Here is a 22,450-nt window from a genome sequence, read left to right on the forward strand (position 1 = left end):
TGAACGCGGCCGCGATCTCCGCGAGGGCCTCGTTGTCGACGTCGTCGTCGAGTCGCTGGGTGAGGTCCCCGTCGGCGGCGATTCCCATCACGCGTCCGAACTCCGTGGCTTTCTGCTCGAGACGTTCCGCCAGTTCCTCGGCTTCGCGACGTGCGCTTGCGGCGTCCTCGCTGGACTGTTCTGCTTGCGCTCGTGCGGCCTCGACGTCGTCGATGTAGCTCTCGAGATCGGATCCCATCGTCTGGAGGGAGGCTCCGAGCGTACCGGGGACGTCCTCGTCGAGGGCCGGATCGTCGAACTCCTGTCTGGCGATCGCGTCGGACTGAGCCGTCGCCGTCTCGAGGTAGGCCCGGATATCGTCGAAGGAGCTTCGAACCTGACCGACCTCGTCGATCCGCCCGCTGTCCTCGATTTCGATGTCCGTCTCTCCGTTCGACAGCGCGGTTGCGTCGTCGGCGAGGTCCCCGAGGGCGTTCGCCGTCGAGCGGCCGATCGTCGCTCCGATCACGAGGAAGCCAGCCATCGCAACCGCGATCAGCGCGATCAACGAGTTTGCGACGTTGTCGACGAGCGCGTACGCGTTCGATTGAGGTGCCTGAGTCACGAGCACCCAGTCGGTTCCACTGACGGGCGCGTAGGCGGCGACCTCGTCGGTGCCGTCGAACTCGATTGTTCCCGACCCGTTCTCCGCCCGCTCTATGACTCCCTCGCTGTCTCCACCGCGATACGTCGAGAGCAACGATTCACTCTCCTGAGAGACCATGACGTCGCCGTCGACACCGTCTATGACTTCGGTGTGGCTGCCTTCGATCGGATCACTGAAATCCGACGACATCTCCTCGACGGAGACGATCATCATGATCGCATGGGTACCGTCCGACTCGGATATCGGGCTCAAGAACGCGATTTGTGTCTCGCCGTCGTGTTCGTACGTGTCGGTGTACGTCGAGTCGATAGACGAGAAGTCGGCCTCGTCGTACTCGTACTCGGTGACGTCACTTCGGTCGCGAGTGTGGACGCTGAACCCGAACTCCGAAACGTCGTCCCCGACCTGGCTGTGTTCGGAGCTGTACTCGATCGTATCCGATTCGTAGTCGATGTAATGCAGCGCCTCGACGTCACCGGTCATCCACATGATTTCGGTCGTCAGCCCCGTCTGAATCTCGTTGGGTGAGCCGTCGACGAATCGTTCGTTCGACGCGAGCATGGTAACCGTCGCCTCGTAGTTTTCGATCTGGGTTCCGACGTCATCGGCCTCGAACTCCGCTGTAACCTGCATCTCGTTTTGGGTTTCCTCAGTTATCCGATCAGAAATATCGACGTAGAAGAACCCTGCAACACCGGCAGTAACGACGAGAACAGTGAGAATAACGAGCCCGAACTTCGCGACGTAGCTTCCCCTGATACGGTCCGGAAGAATCCGGTGGAACGATCCGAAACGATCCGAAACGAACCGTCGAATCGATCTGGTACTGTCCGAAATGACCCGTCGAATTGAGAACATTTCTGTCAAAGAGATTTCCCTAGACCACAAAATCAGTTGTGGCCCGTTGGGAGTGGTATTTCACTAGACATAGTACGAACTGATACGGTCTACTGTAAGTCGTTACCGGAGCGACCGCAGGACGGTTCGCGGTCGACCCGGAAAAAAGTCACAGTAAACCATATGACAGAACGGGAGCTGAATTAATCACTCTGGATGGACTCGAGGGATACTGAAACCTTCTTGGGGTGTCGGGACGGGAATTCGAGTATGAACGGTGACGCGACGGCGTCGAGGCGGTGTTCGTGACGAGTGTCAAAGAGTTCCGGGTTGAATCGGAACCAGGCGAAGACTCGCTCGGACGCGGCGCGTTCGTCTTTACCGACGATTACTCCGTGTTCGACTGGGGAAAGATGCCGGACCAGATCCCGAAAAAGGGAGCGGCGCTCTGTACGATGGGCGCGTTTAACTTCGAACTGCTCGAGGAGGCCGGCGTTTCGACGCACTATCGCGGCGTCGTCGAGAGCGGAGACGTCCTCCCGCTCGAGCGAGTCACCACACCGCCGGTCGAAATGGCGATCGACCTCACACGGGTTCCCGATCTCCCACACGAGGGACGAGAGTACGACTACGACCACTACCACGATGTCGCCGGAACGAACTACTTGATCCCGCTCGAGATCGTCTTTCGAAACCGCGTTCCGGTTGGGTCGAGTCTCCGCCGACGGACCGAGCCAGCGGATCACGGCCTCGAGTTCGACGACTGGCCGGCCGAGGCCGTCGATCTCGCGGAGCCGATCGTCGAGTTCTCGACGAAGTACGAAGAAGGAGATCGATATCTCGCCCGCGAGGAGGCGAACACGATCGCGGGGAACGCTGCGATCGAGAATCTCGAAACACTCGCCCGCGAGGTGAATCGAATCATCACGGAGCAGGCCGAATCGGTCGGTCTCGACCACCAGGACGGAAAGATCGAGTGTCTCTTTATCGACGGCGAGATCCGGGTTGCCGACGTCGTCGGAACGTTCGACGAGAACCGCTTTAGCTACGAGGGAATCCAGCTCTCGAAGGAAGTCCTTCGACAGTACCACAAGCGTACCCAGCCGACGTGGGTTCAGGCCGTCGAAACTGCCAAAGCCGAGGCGAAACGCGAGGAGATCGCGGACTGGAAGTCACTCTGTGAGCGCGACCCCGAGCCGCTCGAGGAACCCGTTCTCGAGGTCGCCCGGGACATGTACTGTGCAGGTTCAAACGCCTACACCGAGTCGGAGCTGTTCGACGTCCCGCCCCTCTCGAGTGCGATCGGTGCCGTCCAGCGGCTATAACGTCGTCGCGATTTCCATCCTTGTCCAGAGTTAACACGCCACAGACGCTGAACGGCCCGATATCGATCGATAAAGTAACGCTCATATGGGTCACGTCCCGAGCGAATACTGAGAGCAAATGACGCTCGCATCGCTGCTCGTTTCGAGTATCGTTCCGTTCGATCCAACTATCGCGGTCGCCGCCGTCGCAAGCGTGATGCTAACCGTGTTCGTCGCGTTCATGGCATTTCTCGCACTCGCTCCGCTCGTCTCCTCGACGTGGACCGAGCAGCTCGACGCCAGCCAGTCCGGTGGCTCGGCTCTCGAGGCGAACGAGGCCGACTGATCGGATTGTGGTAACGTACTGAGCCGACGAACGCGCGAAAAACACGCCGCCCGTTTTATTATCGCCAGTCCTCGAGCGATGCGGTCTCCGATTCCGCCATCGCGAGCCAGACACCGTCTCGGGAGAGATCAGCGATGACGAGGTGTCGCCGGCCCTCGATCTCGTCGACCGCTGCGGTCACATCGTGGGTCGATTCTGCCCGCCTCTCGATCGACTCCGAATGCGGTGCCATGATCCATCTTCTGAGCGGGTGAAATATGAACGTTTCGATAACGATCGAATTGGTGTTTAGACTTTCGTTCAGTGCGACGTTTTAGCGTTGTTTTTTGAGAAAAACCGAGTCCTGGTGGACAGATCTACATTCGAATTCGATCCCTCGTTAACTGCCGTCGGAGATCACGCGTGCGATTCCATCGACGGGACGGTCCGGCGTGACGTCGTCGACCTCCTCGGGGAGGCCGAGTTGGTACGTCGACCCGTTCTCTCGAACCGTCGTCCGGCCGCGATGAACGGAGACGTCCCCGTTCAGGTGGAGTTTGACAGCCTCGAGCAGGGCGCTGGCCTCGAGGGGCTGACCGCGTCGTTTCATCTCCTCGACGTCGGCGTCGTCGGGGACGTCGAACGCTCGCTGAGTGATGATCGGACCCTGATCGAGATCGGTCGTCACGTAATGGGCGGTGACACCGGCGACTCTGACGCCCTCTTCGACGGCCTGACGATAGGCTTCGGCACCGGGAAACGCCGGCAATAGCGAGGGATGAACGTTGATAATACGGTCTTCGTACCGAAAGACGACGTTGGGGCTGAGAATTCGCATATACCGTGCGAGGACGATCAGGTCGGCGTCGTACTCCGCGAGGACCTCGAGAAGTTCGTCCTCGTTCTGTTGACCCCGCTGATCACCGATATCGTAGAACGGAACGCCGTAGTGTTCCGCGAGCGGCTGAAGATCGTCGTGATTGGCGATGACGACGCCGATGTCCGCACCCAGTTTGTCGTTCGTCCACGCCTCGAACAGCGCCTCGAGACAGTGGCTCTCTTTGGTCGCGAGGACGGCGATCCGCTGTGTCTCTCGGTCGGCCGGGAACCGAACCTGAACGTCGAGACCGAGGTCGTCTCCGAGCTCGCGAAGGTCGGTACGGAGCGTCTCCTCGGTACAGACCATCTCGGAGGTGTCGACGGCGAGGTACATCCGAAACACGTCGTCGCGAACCGCCTGATCGAGATCCTCGATGTTGATTCCACGCTCGAACAGCAGGCTCGTCACGCGAGCGACGAGTCCGGTATCGTCGTCTCCGATGACCGTGATTTCGGTTACGTCGGTCGTCATACGGCCCACCTCCGCTCGAGCGATTCTCGATTCATTACGACGATTTCAGACCGCCGAGAGCTAAAAATCCTGCTTTCTGTCGGGGCGACAAAGTTGGTAGTAGCGCGATTCGCAGTTAACACGTCTCACAATCCCTGCGAGGATTAGTAAAAAGCAGGTATGGTACCAACTGCAACGATTACACACTGACCGCACAGCAGCCGTGCGATCAGGTGCGAACTGACGTGCAGTGGCTACTACAGTCCGCGAGGACCTCGAGTGCTGTGAGCCGGCATATCGTGATTGTGAAGCGATGGCCGGTTCGATAGAGGATTCTCGGAGGAATCTCCGTAGTCTCGATACCAACAGTCGAGTGTATGACAACCGGTCCGGTTCGATCCGGTCCCCGTCGTGGTCTTTCGTTTATTTTGTCGTACACGACAATGAAAAATGTCTGACAGGGATTTATACGATCGACCGTGGAAGCGACGAACAGTCACTGACCGTGACTGTCAGCATTCCACAGGTGAGTACCATGACGGTGACAGGCGACAACCACGACGGACGACGGATCGATTCCCAGGCGGGGACCGCATTACTGAGCCACGACTGGAACGAGGGTGACTCCCTCGCTAACGCGATCGTCTCCGCGATTGCAACGCTCTCCGGTAGGACTCCGGACGAGATGGAACGTCTCTACGACCGGATCGATCCTGACAGCCTCGAGGCGATCTTCGAGCCGACGAACGGCACGACGAACCGAGCCGACGGCACGCTCTCGTTTCGACTCGAGGGATACGCCGTCATCGTCCACGGATCGGGGACGGTACTCGTCGCCAAAAACGGAAGAGGGGAACCCGGTATACCGTGAGGGAGCCCCGTATGCCCTGGGACGAACCCGGTGGTACGATTACCGGGCGTTCTCTCGAGCGACGAATGCGTCCCCTCTCGCGGTAATCCACTGCGTTCTCGTCGATTCGGTGTTGAACGCGACGTAGATAGTACAGACGTCCGGGACCTCTCCGCGCTGATCGATGTATGCCTGATAGCAGGGCGATACGTCACCCTCGTTCGACAGGGAACCGTCCGTCGAGGGGTAATCTCCGTCGGTGTCACGATCGGTCACGGGGATCATCTCCTGGCTGGCGTTCAGTCTGCAATGCCGATCTTCCCCTGTCGATCCTCGACACCGTCCGCGCCTGACCGTTGTTCTTCCGGCGAGTCGAACGTCGGAAACCGATCCTCGTACGTCGACGGATCGTCGTCGAGTTCGGCGTCCGCAACCAGGCAGTTGGCGGGTTCCGATCGGATCGCTCCGTGATCCATTTCCGTCCCGATCAGGACCAGTCGATTACTCCGGTCTTCCCACCGGTCATCCCAGCGCTCTGCGATGTCGGAGGACTCAGCGATTCTGTCGGCGTCGACGTTGACCTCGCCCATCTCGTTGACGAGGACGGCAAGGTCTTCGTCGCTCTCACGGAGGATGTGGTTGAGAACCGTCGTTTTTCCGGCACCCAGCGTTCCGGACAGTACCGTCACGGGGGTCGAATCATCGACCATCTGTTAGTAATATATATTCTGTAATAATATATCTTGCTATTATCCACCCAATGTTTATCAACACTTCAGTAGTTTTTCCGCTGTGGCCACAAGAGCGTCAACCGTCACGGCCACGGTGGCCCGCAGTCTCAGGAGAGTGCGAATGAGCGTCTCTGGACGCGGCAGTTCGGACGACGAGACGGGTAGCGACCGTGCTTGAACACCACCAGAACCGACAACCGTCGAAGCGCCATTACGATCCACGAACGTGTATCACGCGACAAAGACGAAAGCGTTTTTGAGCACGGTTACGGGGGTTCAGGTAATGACCGCCTACACCGCGACGGTGACGGTTCGACTCAAACGAGGGGTTCTCGATCCTGAGGCCGAAACGACGAAACAGGCGTTAGAGCGCCTCGGCTTCGACCTCGAGGGGCTGCGTTCTGCCGACCGGTTCGAGGTCGACCTCGAGGCCGACTCGGCTGACGGGGCCCGCGAGCGAGCGGATGAGATGGCAGAACGGCTGCTCGCGAACCCGACCATCCACGACTACGACGTGGAGGTCGACGATCGGTAGATGACGGTTTCGATCGTCAGGTTCGGCGGGTCGAACTGTGATCGCGACGCCGAGCGTGCGCTCGATCACCTCGGTATCGACGCGGAAATCGTCTGGCACGAGGACGGTCTCCCGTCGGAAACGACCGGGATCGTCCTTCCCGGCGGATTCTCTTATGGAGACTATCTTCGAGCGGGGGCGATGGCTGCTCGATCACCGATCATGGCAGACGTTCGCGAGGCGGTCTCGGACGGCGTTCCCCTGCTCGGCGTCTGCAACGGCGCACAGGTCGGCTGTGAGTCGGGGCTCACCGACGGCGTGTTCACGACGAACGAGAGCGCACGCTTTCAGTGCGAGCACGTCTACCTTCGGGTCGAACGTACCGACACGCCGTGGACGGCCGCCTACGAGGAGGGCGAGGTCATCGAGATCCCGATCGCCCACGGCGAGGGACGATACGAGATCGAGGACGATCGACTTTCCGATCTCGAGGACGAGGATCGAATTCTGTTCAGATACTGTACCGAAGACGGAAAGCTCACGGACGACGCGAACCCGAACGGCTCGAAACACGACATCGCCGGCGTTTTGGGCGACCGCGAAACCGTCGCCGTGTTGATGCCCCACCCCGAGCGGGCGACGCTCCCGGACGTCGGCGCGACGGACGGCCAAGGCATTCTCGAGGGGTTCACCGCGTAGCGCCGCGGACTCTCACGAATCGGTGGTATCGGGACGACGCTCGCGTTCACGTCGCACTACCCCGTTCCAGATGCTGGCCCGGATCGAACAGTTTCCCAGAACCTGATGACAGCTCAGACCCGAATCGTCTACGTCGGCAAAGAGGCGACAGCCCTCCGAGAGAGTGGACGGCGTCCGGACGCGACGATCGACTGCGTCGAGACGGCTTCGATGTGTTTCTCGCGTCTGGCCGACGCGAACGTTCGATGTGTCGTGGTGACCGACGAAGCCGACCGCGACATAGACGAGCTCTGTCAGGGGATTCGCTCTCGCCGTCCTGACGTCGCGATCGTCGCCTATCCGGCCGACGGAAGCGAGGCGCTCGCAGGCGAACTCGTTACTGCAGGCGTCGACGGATACGTCCCCCAGTCCCAGGACACCGACGTACTCGTCTCCCGAATCGATCGTCTCCTCCAGTCGTCCGAGTTCGACCTCGAACCGGCCGAACCCGAACTCGACGCTGACGGTGCGGAAAAATCGTTCGAATCACTGCTCGAGCAGTCCTCGGCCCCGGTCGTCGAACGAACACTCGAAACGCTCCACGAGCTAACGAGGGAGTTACTCGGAGCCGACTCGGTCGACGAAATCGCGGACGCAGTCATCGTTGCGGCCGAACGCGTCTTCGATGACCCTCTGGCCGCGGTCCGCTGTTACGACGACGAAACTGGGGAGCTTTCGGTCGCAGCGACGACCGATCGGCTCGCGGCGTCGGCCGTCGATCTCTCGGCCATCGAACCGGGAGATCACGTCCTCTGGAAGGCGTTCGTAGCCGACGAACCGACCGTAATCTCTCGATCTTCGCCGGAGGAGAATTCCTCACTGCTCGTGGAAGGAGTCGAGAATATGGCGGTTCATCCGCTCGGGGATCACGGGTTGCTCTCGCTTGGCCCCTCTGACGGCACCGAACTCGATTCGGTCGACGTTCATCTCCTGTACGTTCTCGCCGCGACGGCTGAGGGTGCCCTGAACAGGCGGCGAGTCGAACGAGAACTCGTCGATCATCGAGGGAAAATCGAGAGTCTACACGGAATCGCATCGCGGCTCGACGACTGTCCGACCCATCAGGCGGTTTACGACCTGACGGTCGAGGCCGCCGAGGACGTGTTGAACTTCGACGCCTGCATGGTCCTCATCGCCCGGGACGACTCACTCGTCGCGGAAGCGATCTCGTCGGAACTCGAGCAGACACCGCTCGCGAGGATGTCGATCGACGAGGGAATCGCCGGCAAAACCTATCGAAACAACCGGACCTATCGCGTCGGAAACTTCACCTCGAGCGACGCTGCACCGTCCGAGCGCACCACGTTTCAGTCAGTGTTGAGCGTACCGATCGACGGTCTCGGCGTCTTTCAGACCGTTTCGAGAGAACCCCACGCCTACGACGAGAACGACAGAGAGCTCGCGGAGTTGTTGTTATCTCACGTCACCGATGCGGTCGAGCGGATCGATTTCGAGGAACAGCTTCGAACCGAACGGGATCGCTTCGCCGCGTTATTCGAGAACGTTCCCGACGCTCTCGTCGTGTGTCGACACCAGAACCCGGATTCGGAGCCGGTCATCGAAGCCGTCAATCCCGCGTTCGAGCGGATCTTCGGATACGACGAGTCCGAACTGCTCGGAGAACCGCTGGATCAGTTCATCGTCCCACCGGGGCAGGCCACCGAAGCACAGACGTTCAATCGCCTCGGAACCGAAGGGACGATCGTCGAAACGGAAGGAAAACGCCGAACGGCGGACGGGATTCGCGATTTCATGGTTCGAGTGGTTCCCGTCGAAACCGGGGGAACCTCCGAGAACGTGTTCGGACTCTACACCGACATTACCGAACGAAAGCAACGCGAAAAGCGCGTCGAGATCCTCAACCGAGTGTTGCGCCACGACCTGCGAAACGGCATGAACATTATCGATGGCTGTGCCGAGGTGCTCGCAGACGTCGTTCCCGCCGACCAGCGCGAGTACGCGGACGTCATTACGGAACGCACCGACGAGCTGCTCGAACTCGCATCGAAGACGCGGGCCGCCGAGCGAACGCTCGATCGGACCGAATCGACGATCAAACTCATTGATCTCTCGGATACCGTTCACCGCTCGGTCACTCGACTCGAGCGCAAGAATCCGGACGTGACAGTGACGTCGTCGGTCCCCGAACGGTGCCTCGTCCACGCCGAAGACTCCCTCGAGACGGCGATCGACCAGATCCTCGAGAACGCAGTCGAGCACAACGACAGACGGACACCGACGATCGAGGTGACGGTGTCCGAGCGCGCCGAAGAGGGATTCGTCCGGCTCTCGATCGCTGATAACGGGCCCGGTCTACCCGACGACGAGCGTGCGCTCTTGGAGGAAGACAGGGAGATCACCCAGCTTCGACACGCGAGCGGACTGGGATTGTGGCTGATCAACTGGGTCACCGTTCGCTCCGGCGGTCAACTGAGCTTTCGAACGAACGAGCCCCGCGGCACAGTTGTCGACCTCGAGATTCCGACCGCGTCCACGGGCGGTCACGAGACGTACAGCGAGTAAGCGATCACGACGAAGCCGGCGAGCATCAACAGGCTCTCGAGAAACAACCCGGTTCGTAACGGGAGGTCGAGCAACTCATAGAGCATTCCCGCGAGCACGAGGCCGAGCGTGACGATTCCGAACCCGGTTGCGAGATATCCCAGTGCCGGCTGGCGAGTTCGACGGTAGGCTCTGTAGGCGAAGAACGTGATAACGCTACCGACGATGAGAACGAGCGTTTTGACGACGGCGAGGGCGACCGCGGTCGTCGTTCCGATGGGCTCCGGACTCATCCTGGCAGTTGGTCCGAGATTGACGACGACGACCAAGTAGTTTCCGTTCCGAACGCCGAGATGTGACGTGTTCTCGTGCTCCGAAGCGAGCGTTCCGCACTACGACTCGACTCGTCGAACACGTTTACGTCCGAGACACGTCGCGTCGATCGTTTCGCCGTAACTCATTTCCCTCGAGACGGTCGACGGTTCGCCCGTCACTGATGTCCCGGATAATCCCGTTCGAACCGATCTTCGATCTCCCGCTCGTCGATCTGGACGATGACAGGTCGACCGTGAGGACAGGAGTAGGGGTTCTCACAGTCGTCGAGCGTCGCAAGCAGGTCGACAACTGAGCCTTCCGTCAGGGACGTGTTCCCCGTCAGCGAGGGATAGCAGGCCAGATCTCCGAGAAACCCGTCGGCCAGCGCATCGATCGTCTCGGCTCCCGCCTCTCGATCGCCCTCGACGAACGACGTCAGCACGTCCCGAAGACGCTCCGGATCCAGCGTCTTCTCGAGGACGGCCGGAACGGTCGTCACCGCGACCGTCCGGTCGTCGACTCGGTCGGCGTAGAACCCGAGTCGCGAGAGCGCTTCTCGATAGCCTTCGAAGGCCTCGGCCTCGACCGCCGTCAGCTCGAGTTCCACCGGTTCGGCCAGCGCCTGTGCGGTCGGGTCGTCCGCGAACACCTCCTGGAGGCGCTCGTAATTGACCCGCTCGTCGGCGGCGTGCTGGTCGACGAGCGCGAGGCCTTCGGGCGTCTCACAAACGAGATACGTCTCCGAAAACTGGCCCAGAATCCGAAGCGGCGGCAGCGAGTCGAACTCCTCGCCGTCGCGGTTGACGGGCTCGCCTTCGAGCGTTTGTTGCTCCGTCAGAGCGGCGAACTTTCGGGCGGAATCGCCGGCATCGGACCGTTCGCCAGCGCCGCCGCCCTGTTGGCTGCCCGTATCGTCAGTACTCGAGGGCTCCGCCGTCCGATCGACTCTCTCCGATCCGATGCCAGCGTCCGGGGAAGAGTCCGGTTCGTCCTCCGGATCTGGTTCCGGATTCTGTCCGAAATCGCTGTCTTTCGTTGGCCTCTCGGCGTCGAGGTCCGCCGTCACCGGTTCGCTCGAGTCGGGATCGGCGTCGGCGGCCGCGGGACCGCCTTCGTCGTCACTCGGTGACCGGTCGTCGTTCGAGGGCTGACCGTTGCTCGAGGGCTGGTCCTCGAGGACGGACTCCCCTGGTCCGACCCGCGCTTCTCCGGGTGCCGACCGGCCACGGGGGGCTCGCGAGCGCAACAGCCCGTGCTCGAGCAGCGCGGACTCGATCGCGGCGTCGACCTGTCGCCGAACCGCGTCGTCGTCGTCAAATCGCACCTCGCGTTTGCGGGGGTGGACGTTCACGTCGACCGCGTCGCCGGAGACCTCGTGAAAACAGACGACGAAGGGATAGCGGTCTCCGCCCAGTTGGGTCCCGTAGGCTCCCATGATCCCCTCGCGGATCGCATCGGCGGTCACCGCGCGGCCGTTGACGTACGTCGCGAGGTACTCGCTACTCGAGCGATTCGTCTCGGGGTGGGAAACGAGCCCGGAGACGGACTCGAGCGGGCCCGGCGGCAGGCTCTCCCCGTCGACCTCGACCAGGATCATCGCTGAGGCGACCTCTCGGCCGTAGACCGCGAGGACGGCCGCCTGCAGGTCCCCCTGACCTGTCGTCGCGAACACCTCGCGATCGTCGTGAGTCAGCGAGACCGCGACGTCGGGGTTCGCGAGCGCGTATCGCGTAACGATCCGGTTGACGTGGGCGAACTCCGTCGCCGTCGTCTTGAGGAACTTTCTGCGGGCCGGCGTGTTGTAGAAGAGATCCACGACCTCGACCGTCGTCCCGCCGGGACAGCCGACCGGCTCGACCGAGACCATCTCGCCGCCTTCGAAGACGAGTTCCGTCCCTGCGCCGTCGCCGTCGCGGGGTCGAGAGCGGATCGTCATCCGCGAAACGGAGCCGATGGTGTGCAGCGCCTCTCCACGGAACCCGAGCGTGGCGACACCCGATTCGAGATCCTCGAGACCGGCGATCTTGCTCGTCGTGTGCTGGCGGACGGCCGCTCGTAGATCCGCTTCGGACATCCCGTGGCCGTCGTCTGCGACCCGGACGAGTTCGGTGCCGCCGTTCTCGACGGTGACGTCGATCCGCGAGGCGTCAGCGTCGAGGCTGTTCTCTGTGAGCTCCTTGACCGCGCTTGCGGGTCGCTCGACGACCTCGCCGGCCGCGATCCGGGCGACGGTATCTTCGTCGAGCTGGTGGATCTCGGTGTGCTCGGTGGGCGCGTCGTCCTCGCTCATGTCTGTTCGTCTCCGTTCGTCATGTGTTTTCGCTCGTGACCGACCTGTTCCGTACGCGCTCGAGCGGACCGCTCGAGCGTGCAGTCGACGACTCGGTTCCGTTCATACCGCTGTGTTTTCGCCCGGACGTCAATAGCTGTTACGCGGGGTCGACCGTCGACGGCTGGTTCGACCGTTGTCCGTTGCTTCGATCGTTGTCGTTTCTCGACGATACTGCCTCAGAAACCGATTCCTCAGGCGTTTAAAACGGCTTCGACCTGCGTCGCGATCGTCGCTCGTCCCTCCTCCGGAACCGAAACGAGCGGAAGGCGAACGGTATCCGACGGGATCCCACCTCGAGACGCGAGTGCGGTTTTCGTTCCGGGTGCGAACCCGTATTCGGCACAGGATTCGAACAGGGACGCGACGGCGTCCTGCACCTCTCGAGCGCGCCGTCGATCGGCCGTCTCGTACAGTTCGGCGTACTGCGCCGGGGCCACGTTCGAGAGCGTGTTCACCCCGCCGTCGCCGCCCATTCGAATCGACGGGAGGACCAACGTGTCGAATCCCTGGAGAACGAGAAACGAGTCGGGTGTCCGGCGGATCACCGACAGGAAGTACTGGAGGTCGCCGCCCGAGTCCTTCAGCCCGATTACGTTCTCGTGGGTCGCGACCGATTCGACGGTCTCGAGGTGGATCCGACGGCCGGTACAGAGCGGGATGTTGTAGAGCAACAGCGGGAGCGGCGACGCGTCGGCAACGGTCTCGAAAAACCGCCGATTTCCGGCCGGGTCGTTCGCGGTGTGGAAGTACGGCGGGACGACGACGGCGGCGTCAGCACCGACGGCGGCGGCCGCCTCGATGTGCTCGAGCGTCTCCGAGACGGTCGTTGCACCCGCGCCGGCGAGCACCGGAACCGAACCGTCGGCGTGTTCGACCGCGAGTTCGTGAACTCGGCGACGCTCGTCCGCAGTCAGGCTCGCGAACTCGCCCGCGGTTCCACAGGAGAACACGCCATCGATGTCGTTGGCCACGAGATCCTCGACGATGGCTCCGAACGCCGCCTCGTCGACGCGTTTCGAGTCTTCGTCGAACGGCGTTACGACCGGACACGTAATCCCCTGAAGTGCGCTCTCGAGAGTCATATCTGGTCGTTTGGCGGCGCCTGCAAAAGCGTACCTATCCGCCTCGACAGCCGGTGAAGACGGAGACGCAGGTTGCCCGTTCCAGTTCGGATCCGACGACTCGTACGGTCTGTTGTACGTCAGTACCGCTGCTACCGCAGACGGGTCGCGGTTGTACGGAAAACCGGTAGGCAATTCGTTTCACGCGTTCTCGAGTCGTCGCTGTAGCTCCTGGACCTTCGTCACCAGGTCGATCGGCGGCGTCGTGTTCACGTCGATGGATTCGAGATCCGCGAGGACGGCTTTCGCGTCCGGATCGATCGTCTCGTTCGCTTCGCTCGTCGCGTCCCCGCCGTCTGTACTGCCGTGGTCTGCACTCCCGCCGTCGCCGTTCGCCGTCCCTCGGAACTGCCCGCTCGAGACGTCGAAGACGGCTTGGACGGGCTCGCTCGAGCCTCCCTTGGCTTCGATTGCGTTCTCCTCTCGGAGGCGATCGAGGACGGTCTCCGCCCGGTCGACGACCGGATCGGGAACGCCCGCGAGCTCCGCGACGTGGATACCGTAGGACCGATCGGTGGGGCCGTCCCGGACCGTCCGGAGGAACGTCACGTCCCCGTCGCGTTCGTCGGCCGCGACGTGGACGTTGGCGACGCGAGGGAGATTTTCAGCGAGGCCGGTCAGCTCGTGGTAGTGCGTCGCAAACAGCGTTTTGGCCTGGACGGTATTGTGCAGGTATTCGGTCGCCGCCCAGGCGATCGAGATCCCGTCGTACGTTGCGGTGCCACGGCCTACCTCGTCCAGAATCACCAGCGATTCGTCGGTCGCCGCGTGGAGGATGTTCGAGAGTTCGCTCATCTCGACCATGAACGTCGACCGACCCTGTGCGAGTTCGTCGAGCGCGCCGACGCGGGTGAAGATTCCGTCGACGACGCCGATTTCTGCCTCCCTCGCCGGAACGAAACTTCCAATCTGGGCGAGCAGCACGATCCCGGCAACCTGTCGCATGTACGTCGACTTCCCGGACATGTTCGGGCCGGTTACGACGAGAAAGCCGCGATCATCGTCCATTCGGACGTCGTTCGGGACGAACTCCGTCGTTTGCTCGACGACTGGATGTCGGCCCTGTTCGATTTCGAGGTGGTCCCCTCGGTGCAGTACGGGCTCGACCCAACGGTTTTCGGCCGCGTGAGTCGCCAGGCTCGCGAGAACGTCGACGGTCGCCAGCGCCCGGCCGACGTCCTGTAGCAACTCGGCTCGAGCGGCGACGTCCTCGCGCAGCTGCTCGAAGAGTTCGTACTCGAGGTCGGCTCGTCGCCGCTCGAGCCGGAGGATCTCGCGTTCTTTCTCCTCGAGTTCGTCGGTAGTGAAGCGTTTCGAGTTTTTCAGCGTCTTGATCTCCTCGTAGTGATCGGGAACGCCGTCGGCGGCGGATTTGCCGACCTGGACGTAGTAACCGTCGGTTCTGTTCCGGTCGACGGTGACGTGTGAGAGTCCGTACTGGCGTTTCTCTCGGTCGGCAAGCGTATCCACCCACTCTTTGAGCTCCTCGTGGCGCTCGATCACCTCGTCCAGATCGTCGTCGTGTCCTCGCTGAAAGAGTTCGCCCTGGGTCACCGTCGACGGCGGCTCCGGTGCGATAGCCGCGTCCAGGGTTTCCCGAAGCTCGCGAGCCGGCTCGCGGTCGGGTCGGTCGACGATCACGGGAAGCGGCGAATCGGCAAGTTCCGGCGTCGACGAGATCGTCTCCGACAGCGCGGGCAGAACGGCGAGCGTCTCCTGTATGGAACGGAGGTCGCGTGCGTCGGCGCTCCCGTGAGTCGCTTTCGAGGCGAGGCGTGCGAGATCGGCTGCGGTTCCGAGCGTGTCAGTGAGCTCATCGCGTGCAAGCGCGGCAGACGAAAGCGCTGCGACGCTTTGCTGGCGCGTCTCGAGCGCCTCGATCGATCGGCGCGGCCGCTGGAGCCACTCCTTGAGAAGTCGCCCGCCCGCGCTGGTCGCGGTGTGATCGATCGTCTCGAACAGCGAACCGTCGCCGTCGCCGTGCATCGTCTCCGTGAGCTCGAGGTTGCGCTGAGTCGTCGCGTCGAGCGTCACGTGGTCGTCGCCGCGATGAGACTGGAGACGAGTCATCGACGCGAGCACGCCGGCACCGGTCTCCTCGACGTACGCGAGGATCGCTCCGGCGGCAGCGAGCGTCGACTCCCCGACGGCCAGCCGATCGATCGTCTCTCGGCCGAACTGCTCGCGAACCGCGTGTCCGGCGCGTTTAGGCGCGAACGACTCCGTGTCGTGGAGGGTGAGCGTGGCGTCGATTCGCTCCCGGACCGTCGAAAGCAATTCGTCGTCGGTTCGGACGTTCGGTCCCGGCAGGACCTCGACGGGATCGAACCGGTAGAGTTCGGTCAGCGCCTCGTCGACGTCGGCCGCGTCCGCGACGAGAAACCGGCCCGTCGTGACGTCAGCGAACGCGAGGCCGTACGTCTCGCCTGCGATCGCTCCGCTCGAGTCGCCGTCGACGACGGCCGCGAGGTACTGTGCGTCGGCGTCCGTCGTCTCGAGCAACGTTCCGGGAGTGACGACGCGGACGATTTCGCGTGCGTGGCCCGATTCGGTTTCGTACTGGTCGGCAACGGCCACTCGATAGCCGCGTTCGACGAGCGCCTTGAGGTACGGCGTCAGGTCGTCGACGGGGACGCCGGCCATCGGATACGACGAGCCGTGAGAAGACTTCTGGGAGACGTTGAGATCGAGCTCCTCACTCACCGTCTCGGCGTCCTCAGCGAAGAATTCGTAGAAATCGCCACACTGCATCGCCAACAGCTCCGCGTCGGTTTCTTCTTTGAGCGAGAAGAACTCCCCGACGATCCCCGTCGCATCGGTCATGTACGGTGGGTGGCTTCCCATCACAAAAACCCTGCGGGATCGGCGGCGAAGTCAATCGACTCTCGCGGTGATCGGGTGTCCTTACACGCTACCGGGTTTGGACACGTCGCTGAAATCGAGCCCACACGGTACTGAACAGAGCCGACGGGGTACTGGTCTCGGGAAACTAACTGACCGCAGATCCCGTCAGGCCCCTGCTCGTCTCAGAACAACAGTCCGCCGAGCGGAACGTCTGATTCCGGCTCGACGAGTACCGGGTATCCGTCCTCGTCCGGGACGCCGACGGTCAACGCTTCGGATTTGAAACCGGCGATCCGGACCGAGCCGAGGGTCGTCGCACACAGCACCCGTCGTCCCTCGAGTTCCTCGGGATCGTAGTGATGATCCAGCTGCCCGGCGGAGCGGATCTCGCCGTACTCGTCGCCCAGATCGATCCAGAGCTTGGTCATCTTCGGTTTGTTCGCCTCCTCGAACGATTCCGCACGGAGAATTTCACCGACGCGAATCTCGTCGTCGAACGGGTTGTCGACCATGTCCGGTGTGAGAATCGCCTCGTCAAAAAGTCGGTCGGCTTCGCCCTCGTCTCGGACGGGATCCTGTAAATCGGTACGTCAGACCGTTTCAGTCCCGGTTCACTCCGTGATTGACCGCGCCCGGTCCCTGGCCCACGTCGTAGTGGTGTTCGATCGCTCGAGCGAGAAAGTCGGTCGCGCCCTCGACGGTGGACTCGAGACCCTCTCCGCTGGCGAGTCGTGCCGCGATCGCGGCCGCGAGCGTACAGCCCGAGCCGTGGGTCGCCTCGGTGTCGATCCGCTCGTGTTCGAACGTCCGACCGGGCGGGTCGCTTACACCCGTCGATCGGTCGCCCGACTGGACGAGGACGTCCCGGACCGTCTCGCCGGGAACGTGCCCGCCCTTGACGAGCGCGGCGTCGGCACCGAACTCGAGCAACTCCTCGCCCGCCTGCTGTGCGCTCGCGACGTCCTCGACGCTAACCCCCGTCAGTACCTCCGCTTCGTCCGCATTCGGAGTGACGAGCGTGGCGTTTTCGAACAGGGTCTCGTAGGCGCGCTCGGCGCTCTCCTCGAGCAGTCGGTCACCCGAGGTCGCGACCATCACCGGATCGACGACCAGCGGAAAGTCGAATCCGCGAGCCCGGTCCGCGACGAGTTCGATCACCTCGGTCGTCGCGAGCATCCCCGTTTTCGCCGCGCCGACGTCGAAGTCTCCGACGACGGCGTCGATCTGAGCGGCGATGGACGCGGCCGGAAGCACGAACGACGACTCGACGCCGCGGGTGTGCTGGGCGGTAGCGGCGGTGATCGCTGACGTGCCGTAGACGCCGTGGCTCGCCATCGTAGCGAGGTCAGCCTGGATTCCGGCGCCGCCGCCGGAGTCGCTCCCCGCGATCGTCAGCGCCACGGGGCGCGTTTCGGGTGCTGGCCTTTTCATACTCGAGCGTATTCGCCGGTTGTACAAAGCGGTGATGGTACGAGCGACGCGGACGGACGAAGGCGGCGAGCGTTCGTCACTCGGACGGGGACTCGTTACTCCGGGCGGGCCGCTCGCTACCGGGCGCGATCGGCCAGTTCCGCGTACGCCGCCCACGACGGGTCGACGTCCGGGTGCTCGAGTCGTTCGCCGTCGACGACGACGCCCTCGCCGTCCTCGACGCGGCCGATCTCGGCGACGACGGTGTCCCGGTCCTCGAGTGCGCTTCGGACCGCGTCGACACCGCTCGGCTCGACCGCGACGAGAAGCGAGCCACAGCTGGTCGCGGTCCACGGGTCGATCTCGAGGGACTCGCACACCTCGCGAACGCCCGCGCGCATCGGGACCGCATCGCGATCGACGTCGAACCGAACTCCGGCACCGGTGGCCATCTCGTTCAACGCGCCGGCGAGCCCGCCCTCGGTGACGTCGTGCATCGCGGTGACGGGACCGGCCGTGACCGCGGTCAGGGCGTCCCGAACGCAGTACACCTCCTCGAGACGCTGCTGTGCGTCCGCGACGACGTCGTCGGAAAGCTCGAGTTGGTCGGGAAAGAGGGTGCTCAGGAGACCGACCGCCTCGACCGCGGGTCCGGTCGTCAACAGGAGCCGATCGCCGACGCGTGCGCCGTCGGGGCGGACGACATCGTCGTGCTCGCCGACGCCCATCGCGGTCGCCGCGCCCACCCACGGGTGCGAGGGATCGGAGTACCGGGCCGTGTGGCCGGTGACGACGGCGACGCCGAGGTCGGCGCACTCGTTGTGGATAGTCGTCCAGACCGTCTCGAACTCCTCGTCGGTCATCGTCTCGGGCAGGGTGAAACAGATCGAGAGATGTGACGGTGGAACGCCGCTGACGGCCACGTCCGCGAGGACGAGGTCGAGGGCGAACCGCGCGGCGCGCTCGAAGCCGAGTGCAGGGAGGATCGAGAGCGGGTCGGTCGCGGTGACCAGCGCAGTTCCGTCGACGTCGATCACGCCGAAGTCGACGCCGTGTTGGGGACCGACGGCGACGTCGGTGCGCTCTGCGCCGAGGTTCGGAGCGACGTGTCGATCGAAGAACGCCCGATCGATCTTGCCGAGATCACTCACGACCGATCGATGCAGCGGCGTCCCTATAGCCGTAGCGTTTGTGGTCCGCCGTCCCACCCGGATGTGGTCGACCGAATTCGTCCAGACGGCGGCCACGACTCCGATAGCGATAGACAGACGGCCGCTGACCGAATGTGTGCCAGTTCGATTCCCGTGTAAGTAAAACGGCTTTCGATCGGGAGATGATATAATCGCAAGCAGTTACTCGAAACAGTAAAACACGTACGGACGGAAACGCCCATAGATGGCGTACTCGTTCGGGAATTCGACCCGATCCGAACTCGAGTTTTCGGTCTCTGAACTGACAGGTGCGCTAGGTGATTCGGTTACGGTCCTGCCGCTGATCGTCGCGCTCGCGGCGACCACGACGGTCTCGCTCCCCCACGTCCTGATCGGCTTCGGCGTGTTCCAGATCGTCTGGGGCGTATATTACGGGATGCCGCTCTCCGTCGAGCCGATGAAGGCGCTGGTCGGGCTGGCGATCGTCGGCTCGCTGTCGTACCCAGAACTCGCGGCGGCGGGGCTGCTCGCGGGCGGCGTGTTGCTCGCCGTCGGCTCGCTGGGTCTCGTCGATCGCCTCCAGCGAATCGTCGGCGAACCCGTGATCAGGGGCGTCCAGTTCGCCGTCGCCCTGCTGTTGCTCGAGGCCGCGATCGGCCTCTCCGCCGGAAACCTCTCCGTAGCGGCCGGTGGACTGGCTGTCGTCGTCGTCCTCGCGCTCGTCGGCTACCGCCACTCGAGCATCCTCGCCGTTCTCGCGCTCGGCGGGATCGCGGCGGTCATATCGACCGGGTTCCCGACGCCGCGCCTTCCCGAACTCGCTCTTTTCCCCGCCGGTTCCCCGACGGTATCTGTGGCGGCGCTCGAGGGGACCGTCGCCCAACTGGGGATGACCCTCGGAAACGCGGCGATCGCGACCGCGTTGCTCTGTGGCGACCTCTACGATCGGGACGTCTCCGCGGACTCGCTCTCGAAGAGCATGGGCGTCACCTGCCTCGCGGCGATCCCGGTCGGCGGCGTCCCGATGTGTCACGGCAGCGGCGGCCTGGCTGGCAAGTACGCCTTCGGCGCGCGCACCGGCGGGGCGAACGTCCTGCTCGGAGTCGGATACCTCGCGCTCGCGCTGGTCGCCGCCGGCGCGCTGCTGGCTGCGTTCCCGATGGCCCTGCTCGGCGTCTTACTCGCCGTCGTCGCCCTCGAGCTCGGACGCGCGGCGTTCGCTCCGATCGACGACGGGTGGGTGCTCGCGCTGGTCGTCGTCGTCGGCGTCGTCGGCCTCGCGATCAACGTCGGCATCGCGTTCGTCCTCGGGGCCGTCGCCTTCTGGCTGCGCTCGAGGAGCGCGTGATGCGATCAACGCAGCGACGACCGATCGCGAGGCCCAGGCGTACGAGCTATTGTCCCGTCGTCCGAACGTCCGACAATGACCACTAGCTGGGAGGAGCTGTTCGACCGCAGTGACGAGTACGACGTCGACCTCGACGATGTCCGAGACGCGTCCGATGCGGGGACGGAGGCAAGCGATGAGTGAGCGCCGCGACGAGCCCGACCCGACGCGCGTCGTCGCGGATCCGACGGTACTCGCGGCCGACCTGTTCGTCGACGGCGACGCGCGCGAGGCGCTGGATCACGTCCGTCGTCACTCCTGGGTCGACCTCGTCGCGAGCGAGCACCTGCTCGAGGAGACCGAACGACTCGTCGCCTCGCTGGCCGACGAGGAACTCGCGAGCGACCACCGGGCCCGACTCGAGGCCGACTGCGTCGCGGTCGACCACCCGGCGGACGATCACCCCGCGCTCGCGTCGGCCTACCGCGGTGAGGCGGCACACCTCCTCTCCGACGACGAGCGACTCGGCTCCGCGAAGGCGGGACTCTCGCTCCAGCCCCGCGTCTCGGTGAGCGTTCGTCCCCCGGACGCCTTCGCCCGCCTGTTCGATCCCGAGAGCCTCTACGAGGCGGTCGAGGGCGACGAGTATCCCGGACCGGATCGCGACCCGCGATCCTGAACCGGATCGCGAGTCACGCCGGCTTTCGCGCTTCGATTCGGGCGGAGACGATCGGCAGCTCGTCGCTCCACTCGCCCTCCTCGGTCACCGCGACGTCGACGAACCCCGCATCCGCGAGCCACGCCTCGAGGTCTTCGATTCGCGCCGCGTCGCCGACGCACTCGACGACCGCGTCCGGGTCGTCCCGAACCTCGGGCGGGAGCGGCTCGGTCGCGACGAGATCCGAAATCGAGAGCGAGCCGCCGGGCCGGAGCACCCGGTAGGCTTCGGCGAACACCCGCGGCTTGTCCGGCGAGAGGTTGACGACGCAGTTCGAGATGATCGTATCGGCGCTCGCGTCGGCGACCGGAAGGTGTTCGATCTCGCCCAGGCGGAACTCGACGTGGTCGAACTCGCTTTCGGCCGCGTTTTCACGAGCGCGCTCGAGCATCTCCGGCGTCATGTCGACGCCGATAACGCGGCCGTCGGGGCCGACTTCGCGCGCCGCGAGAAAGCAGTCGAACCCGCCGCCGGAGCCGAGGTCGAGCACCGTCTCGCCGCGCTCGAGTGCCGAAATCGCGACCGGATTTCCACAGCCCAGCCCGAGGTTCGCGCCGTCCGGCGCTTGCGCCAGGTCGTCGTCATCGTATCCCAGCGCGGTCGCTCGAGACGGATCGACGGTTACGCCGCCGTCGTCGGCTTCGGCGGTCGCCGAGCCGCAACAGCCGTCTTCGCCGGCAGCCACATCGCCGTACTCCTCGCGAACGTGTGATCGTCTGTCGGTGGTGTCGTCGGTCACTCCCGGATCAGCGTTCGCCCGGGTGCTCGCGTCGTCGATGCTCGGATCGTCCGTCGGCGCGGTGTGGTCTGTCATAGTTACAGTGGCTTACTCGGTCGGCGTTTCGACGGCGGCGGCGACGTCGAGCAGTTCGAAGACCGCGGTGTCGGCGATGCGGTAGTAGGTCCACTTTCCCTTCTTGCGCGTCTTGACGAGGCCCGCGTCCCTGAGCGTCCGGAGATGGGTCGCGACCGTCGACTGGGGCGCGTCGAGGACGATCTGTAGCTCGCAGGCACACAGTTCGCCGTCGCGCAGCGCCTCGAGCGCGTGAATCCGGTGGGCGTTCGCGAGCGCGCCGAAGACGGTCTCCTGCGTCGCCACCGTCTCGTCATCAGGCCGGCGTTCCTCGAGTTCGGCTACCGGATCACAGTCGTCGGACAGTCGCTCGAGCGTCCGGCGGACGTCCGCCGCCGTCTCGTTCGACGAATTCATATTGTGATTTCCCGATTTGAATATCGGAACCTTTGGATATAATACTATGGGAGGGCCACTAACGATGAACGCGACGTCGTCACTCGGAACGTCAGAGCAGCTAGGTCGATAAAAGCCGATACGCTCTTGCGAAGTAGATTGTTGATGGCGAGAGCAGCGGCTCAAAGTCGAAGAGGGCAAGGGCACCGCGCGAGCGGTGCCCGATATGTTCCCTGTGAACCGATTCGTGTCGGAATCGGCTGCCG

General features: G+C 63.5%; 20 protein-coding genes and 2 pseudogenes. 8 read left to right on the top strand and 14 right to left on the bottom strand.

Annotated features, from left to right (window positions below; all coding sequences use genetic code 11):
• Window positions 1-1,504 (bottom strand): cache domain-containing protein (locus tag EA462_RS16995; protein ID WP_124179779.1); only part of this gene is annotated, 1,504 nt, incomplete at its 3' end.
• 284 nt (window positions 1,505-1,788) lie between these two features.
• Between EA462_RS16995 and EA462_RS17000 the strand changes: the two genes are divergently transcribed.
• Together EA462_RS17000 and EA462_RS17005 are read left to right on the top strand one after the other, a co-directional pair.
• The gene (locus EA462_RS17000; RefSeq protein WP_124179780.1) at window positions 1,789-2,808 is read left to right on the top strand and encodes a phosphoribosylaminoimidazolesuccinocarboxamide synthase; all 1,020 of its coding nucleotides are present in this window, start codon (window positions 1,789-1,791) and stop codon (window positions 2,806-2,808) included.
• A 118-nt stretch (window positions 2,809-2,926) separates the two neighbouring features.
• Window positions 2,927-3,133 (top strand): hypothetical protein, encoded by a 207-nt coding sequence (locus tag EA462_RS17005; protein ID WP_124179781.1) that lies wholly within the window; start codon window positions 2,927-2,929, stop codon window positions 3,131-3,133.
• 58 nt (window positions 3,134-3,191) lie between these two features.
• Here EA462_RS17005 and EA462_RS17435 read toward each other — a convergent pair whose 3' ends face one another.
• A complete protein-coding gene (locus EA462_RS17435) occupies window positions 3,192-3,365 on the bottom strand; it encodes a DUF7556 family protein (protein WP_165872120.1) in 174 nt (57 codons plus the stop codon).
• Between the two features lie 147 nt (window positions 3,366-3,512).
• Window positions 3,513-4,463, bottom strand: coding sequence for a formyltetrahydrofolate deformylase (locus tag EA462_RS17010; protein ID WP_124179782.1), 951 nt, complete (start codon window positions 4,461-4,463; stop codon window positions 3,513-3,515).
• A 514-nt stretch (window positions 4,464-4,977) separates the two neighbouring features.
• On the opposite strand from EA462_RS17010, the gene EA462_RS17015 reads away from it, so the two are divergent.
• The gene (locus EA462_RS17015; protein ID WP_124179783.1) at window positions 4,978-5,313 is read left to right on the top strand and encodes a HalOD1 output domain-containing protein; all 336 of its coding nucleotides are present in this window, start codon (window positions 4,978-4,980) and stop codon (window positions 5,311-5,313) included.
• Between the two features lie 39 nt (window positions 5,314-5,352).
• Here EA462_RS17015 and EA462_RS17020 read toward each other — a convergent pair whose 3' ends face one another.
• Both EA462_RS17020 and EA462_RS17840 read right to left on the bottom strand, forming a co-directional pair.
• A complete protein-coding gene (locus tag EA462_RS17020) occupies window positions 5,353-5,568 on the bottom strand; it encodes a DUF7511 domain-containing protein (protein ID WP_124179784.1) in 216 nt (71 codons plus the stop codon).
• A 257-nt stretch (window positions 5,569-5,825) separates the two neighbouring features.
• Window positions 5,826-6,002, bottom strand: a pseudogene (locus tag EA462_RS17840) (GTP-binding protein); the annotation flags it as partial.
• Window positions 6,003-6,306: 304 nt separating this feature from the next.
• On the opposite strand from EA462_RS17840, the gene purS reads away from it, so the two are divergent.
• The 3 genes from purS (at window position 6,307) to EA462_RS17040 (ending at window position 9,798) form a co-directional block, all read left to right on the top strand.
• Window positions 6,307-6,558 carry a phosphoribosylformylglycinamidine synthase subunit PurS gene (gene purS, locus EA462_RS17030; RefSeq protein WP_124179786.1) on the top strand — a complete coding sequence of 84 codons (252 nt, stop codon included), beginning with the start codon at window positions 6,307-6,309 and terminating at the stop codon, window positions 6,556-6,558.
• Window positions 6,559-7,236, top strand: coding sequence for a phosphoribosylformylglycinamidine synthase I (gene purQ, locus EA462_RS17035; protein WP_124179787.1), 678 nt, complete (start codon window positions 6,559-6,561; stop codon window positions 7,234-7,236).
• Window positions 7,237-7,341: 105 nt separating this feature from the next.
• A complete protein-coding gene (locus EA462_RS17040) occupies window positions 7,342-9,798 on the top strand; it encodes a GAF domain-containing protein (RefSeq protein ID WP_124179788.1) in 2,457 nt (818 codons plus the stop codon).
• Here EA462_RS17040 and EA462_RS17045 read toward each other — a convergent pair.
• The 7 genes and pseudogenes from EA462_RS17045 to EA462_RS17075 all read right to left on the bottom strand — a co-directional run bounded on the left by EA462_RS17045 (window position 9,777) and on the right by EA462_RS17075 (window position 18,950).
• Complete coding sequence (locus EA462_RS17045) at window positions 9,777-10,070, bottom strand: DUF7521 family protein (protein ID WP_124179789.1); 294 nt, start codon at window positions 10,068-10,070, stop codon at window positions 9,777-9,779. The genes EA462_RS17040 and EA462_RS17045 overlap by 22 nt on opposite strands.
• Window positions 10,071-10,267: 197 nt before the next feature.
• Complete coding sequence (mutL, locus tag EA462_RS17050) at window positions 10,268-12,382, bottom strand: DNA mismatch repair endonuclease MutL (protein ID WP_124179790.1); 2,115 nt, start codon at window positions 12,380-12,382, stop codon at window positions 10,268-10,270.
• A gap of 233 nt (window positions 12,383-12,615) precedes the next feature.
• Entirely contained in the window at window positions 12,616-13,506 is an 891-nt protein-coding gene (locus EA462_RS17055; protein WP_124179791.1) for a dihydrodipicolinate synthase family protein, read from the bottom strand.
• Window positions 13,507-13,686: 180 nt separating this feature from the next.
• Complete coding sequence (mutS, locus tag EA462_RS17060) at window positions 13,687-16,368, bottom strand: DNA mismatch repair protein MutS (RefSeq protein WP_124179792.1); 2,682 nt, start codon at window positions 16,366-16,368, stop codon at window positions 13,687-13,689.
• A 203-nt stretch (window positions 16,369-16,571) separates the two neighbouring features.
• Window positions 16,572-16,901, bottom strand: a complete 330-nt coding sequence (locus tag EA462_RS17065) for a tRNA-binding protein (RefSeq protein WP_124179793.1) — start codon at window positions 16,899-16,901, stop codon at window positions 16,572-16,574.
• A 100-nt stretch (window positions 16,902-17,001) separates the two neighbouring features.
• Window positions 17,002-17,820: pseudogene (thiD, locus tag EA462_RS17070) on the bottom strand (bifunctional hydroxymethylpyrimidine kinase/phosphomethylpyrimidine kinase); the annotation flags it as partial.
• Between the two features lie 116 nt (window positions 17,821-17,936).
• Window positions 17,937-18,950 carry an AIR synthase family protein gene (locus EA462_RS17075; RefSeq protein WP_124179795.1) on the bottom strand — a complete coding sequence of 338 codons (1,014 nt, stop codon included), beginning with the start codon at window positions 18,948-18,950 and terminating at the stop codon, window positions 17,937-17,939.
• Between the two features lie 244 nt (window positions 18,951-19,194).
• Between EA462_RS17075 and EA462_RS17080 the strand changes: the two genes are divergently transcribed.
• Window positions 19,195-20,298: a putative sulfate/molybdate transporter gene (locus EA462_RS17080; protein WP_124179796.1), complete on the top strand. Its 1,104-nt coding sequence runs from the start codon at window positions 19,195-19,197 to the stop codon at window positions 20,296-20,298.
• Window positions 20,299-20,473: 175 nt separating this feature from the next.
• A complete protein-coding gene (locus EA462_RS17085) occupies window positions 20,474-20,956 on the top strand; it encodes a DUF7384 family protein (protein ID WP_124179797.1) in 483 nt (160 codons plus the stop codon).
• Window positions 20,957-20,969: 13 nt separating this feature from the next.
• Here the strand turns inward: EA462_RS17085 and arsM are convergent, their stop codons facing one another.
• Together arsM and EA462_RS17095 are read right to left on the bottom strand one after the other, a co-directional pair.
• Complete coding sequence (arsM, locus tag EA462_RS17090) at window positions 20,970-21,809, bottom strand: arsenite methyltransferase (protein ID WP_124179798.1); 840 nt, start codon at window positions 21,807-21,809, stop codon at window positions 20,970-20,972.
• Window positions 21,810-21,821: 12 nt separating this feature from the next.
• Window positions 21,822-22,205, bottom strand: a complete 384-nt coding sequence (locus tag EA462_RS17095; RefSeq protein WP_124179799.1) for an ArsR/SmtB family transcription factor — start codon at window positions 22,203-22,205, stop codon at window positions 21,822-21,824.
• Between the last annotated feature and the right edge of the window lie 245 nt (window positions 22,206-22,450).

Source organism: Natrarchaeobius halalkaliphilus, from assembly GCF_003841485.1.
GTDB classification, from domain to species: Archaea; Halobacteriota; Halobacteria; order Halobacteriales; family Natrialbaceae; genus Natrarchaeobius; species Natrarchaeobius halalkaliphilus.

What these genes read in the sequence shown, in the direction of transcription:
- EA462_RS17005 (WP_124179781.1), top strand. Translation starts at nt 2,927, where the DNA reads ATGACGCTCGCATCGCTGCTCGTTTCGAGTATCGTTCCGTTCGATCCA.
- EA462_RS17435 (WP_165872120.1), bottom strand. Translation starts at nt 3,365, where the DNA reads ATGGCACCGCATTCGGAGTCGATCGAGAGGCGGGCAGAATCGACCCAC.
- EA462_RS17010 (WP_124179782.1), bottom strand. Translation starts at nt 4,463, where the DNA reads ATGACGACCGACGTAACCGAAATCACGGTCATCGGAGACGACGATACC.
- EA462_RS17015 (WP_124179783.1), top strand. Translation starts at nt 4,978, where the DNA reads ATGACGGTGACAGGCGACAACCACGACGGACGACGGATCGATTCCCAG.
- purS (WP_124179786.1), top strand. Translation starts at nt 6,307, where the DNA reads ATGACCGCCTACACCGCGACGGTGACGGTTCGACTCAAACGAGGGGTT.
- purQ (WP_124179787.1), top strand. Translation starts at nt 6,559, where the DNA reads ATGACGGTTTCGATCGTCAGGTTCGGCGGGTCGAACTGTGATCGCGAC.
- EA462_RS17040 (WP_124179788.1), top strand. Translation starts at nt 7,342, where the DNA reads ATGACAGCTCAGACCCGAATCGTCTACGTCGGCAAAGAGGCGACAGCC.
- EA462_RS17045 (WP_124179789.1), bottom strand. Translation starts at nt 10,070, where the DNA reads ATGAGTCCGGAGCCCATCGGAACGACGACCGCGGTCGCCCTCGCCGTC.
- mutL (WP_124179790.1), bottom strand. Translation starts at nt 12,382, where the DNA reads ATGAGCGAGGACGACGCGCCCACCGAGCACACCGAGATCCACCAGCTC.
- EA462_RS17055 (WP_124179791.1), bottom strand. Translation starts at nt 13,506, where the DNA reads ATGACTCTCGAGAGCGCACTTCAGGGGATTACGTGTCCGGTCGTAACG.
- mutS (WP_124179792.1), bottom strand. Translation starts at nt 16,368, where the DNA reads ATGACCGATGCGACGGGGATCGTCGGGGAGTTCTTCTCGCTCAAAGAA.
- EA462_RS17065 (WP_124179793.1), bottom strand. Translation starts at nt 16,901, where the DNA reads ATGGTCGACAACCCGTTCGACGACGAGATTCGCGTCGGTGAAATTCTC.
- EA462_RS17080 (WP_124179796.1), top strand. Translation starts at nt 19,195, where the DNA reads ATGGCGTACTCGTTCGGGAATTCGACCCGATCCGAACTCGAGTTTTCG.
- EA462_RS17085 (WP_124179797.1), top strand. Translation starts at nt 20,474, where the DNA reads ATGAGTGAGCGCCGCGACGAGCCCGACCCGACGCGCGTCGTCGCGGAT.
- arsM (WP_124179798.1), bottom strand. Translation starts at nt 21,809, where the DNA reads ATGACAGACCACACCGCGCCGACGGACGATCCGAGCATCGACGACGCG.
- EA462_RS17095 (WP_124179799.1), bottom strand. Translation starts at nt 22,205, where the DNA reads ATGAATTCGTCGAACGAGACGGCGGCGGACGTCCGCCGGACGCTCGAG.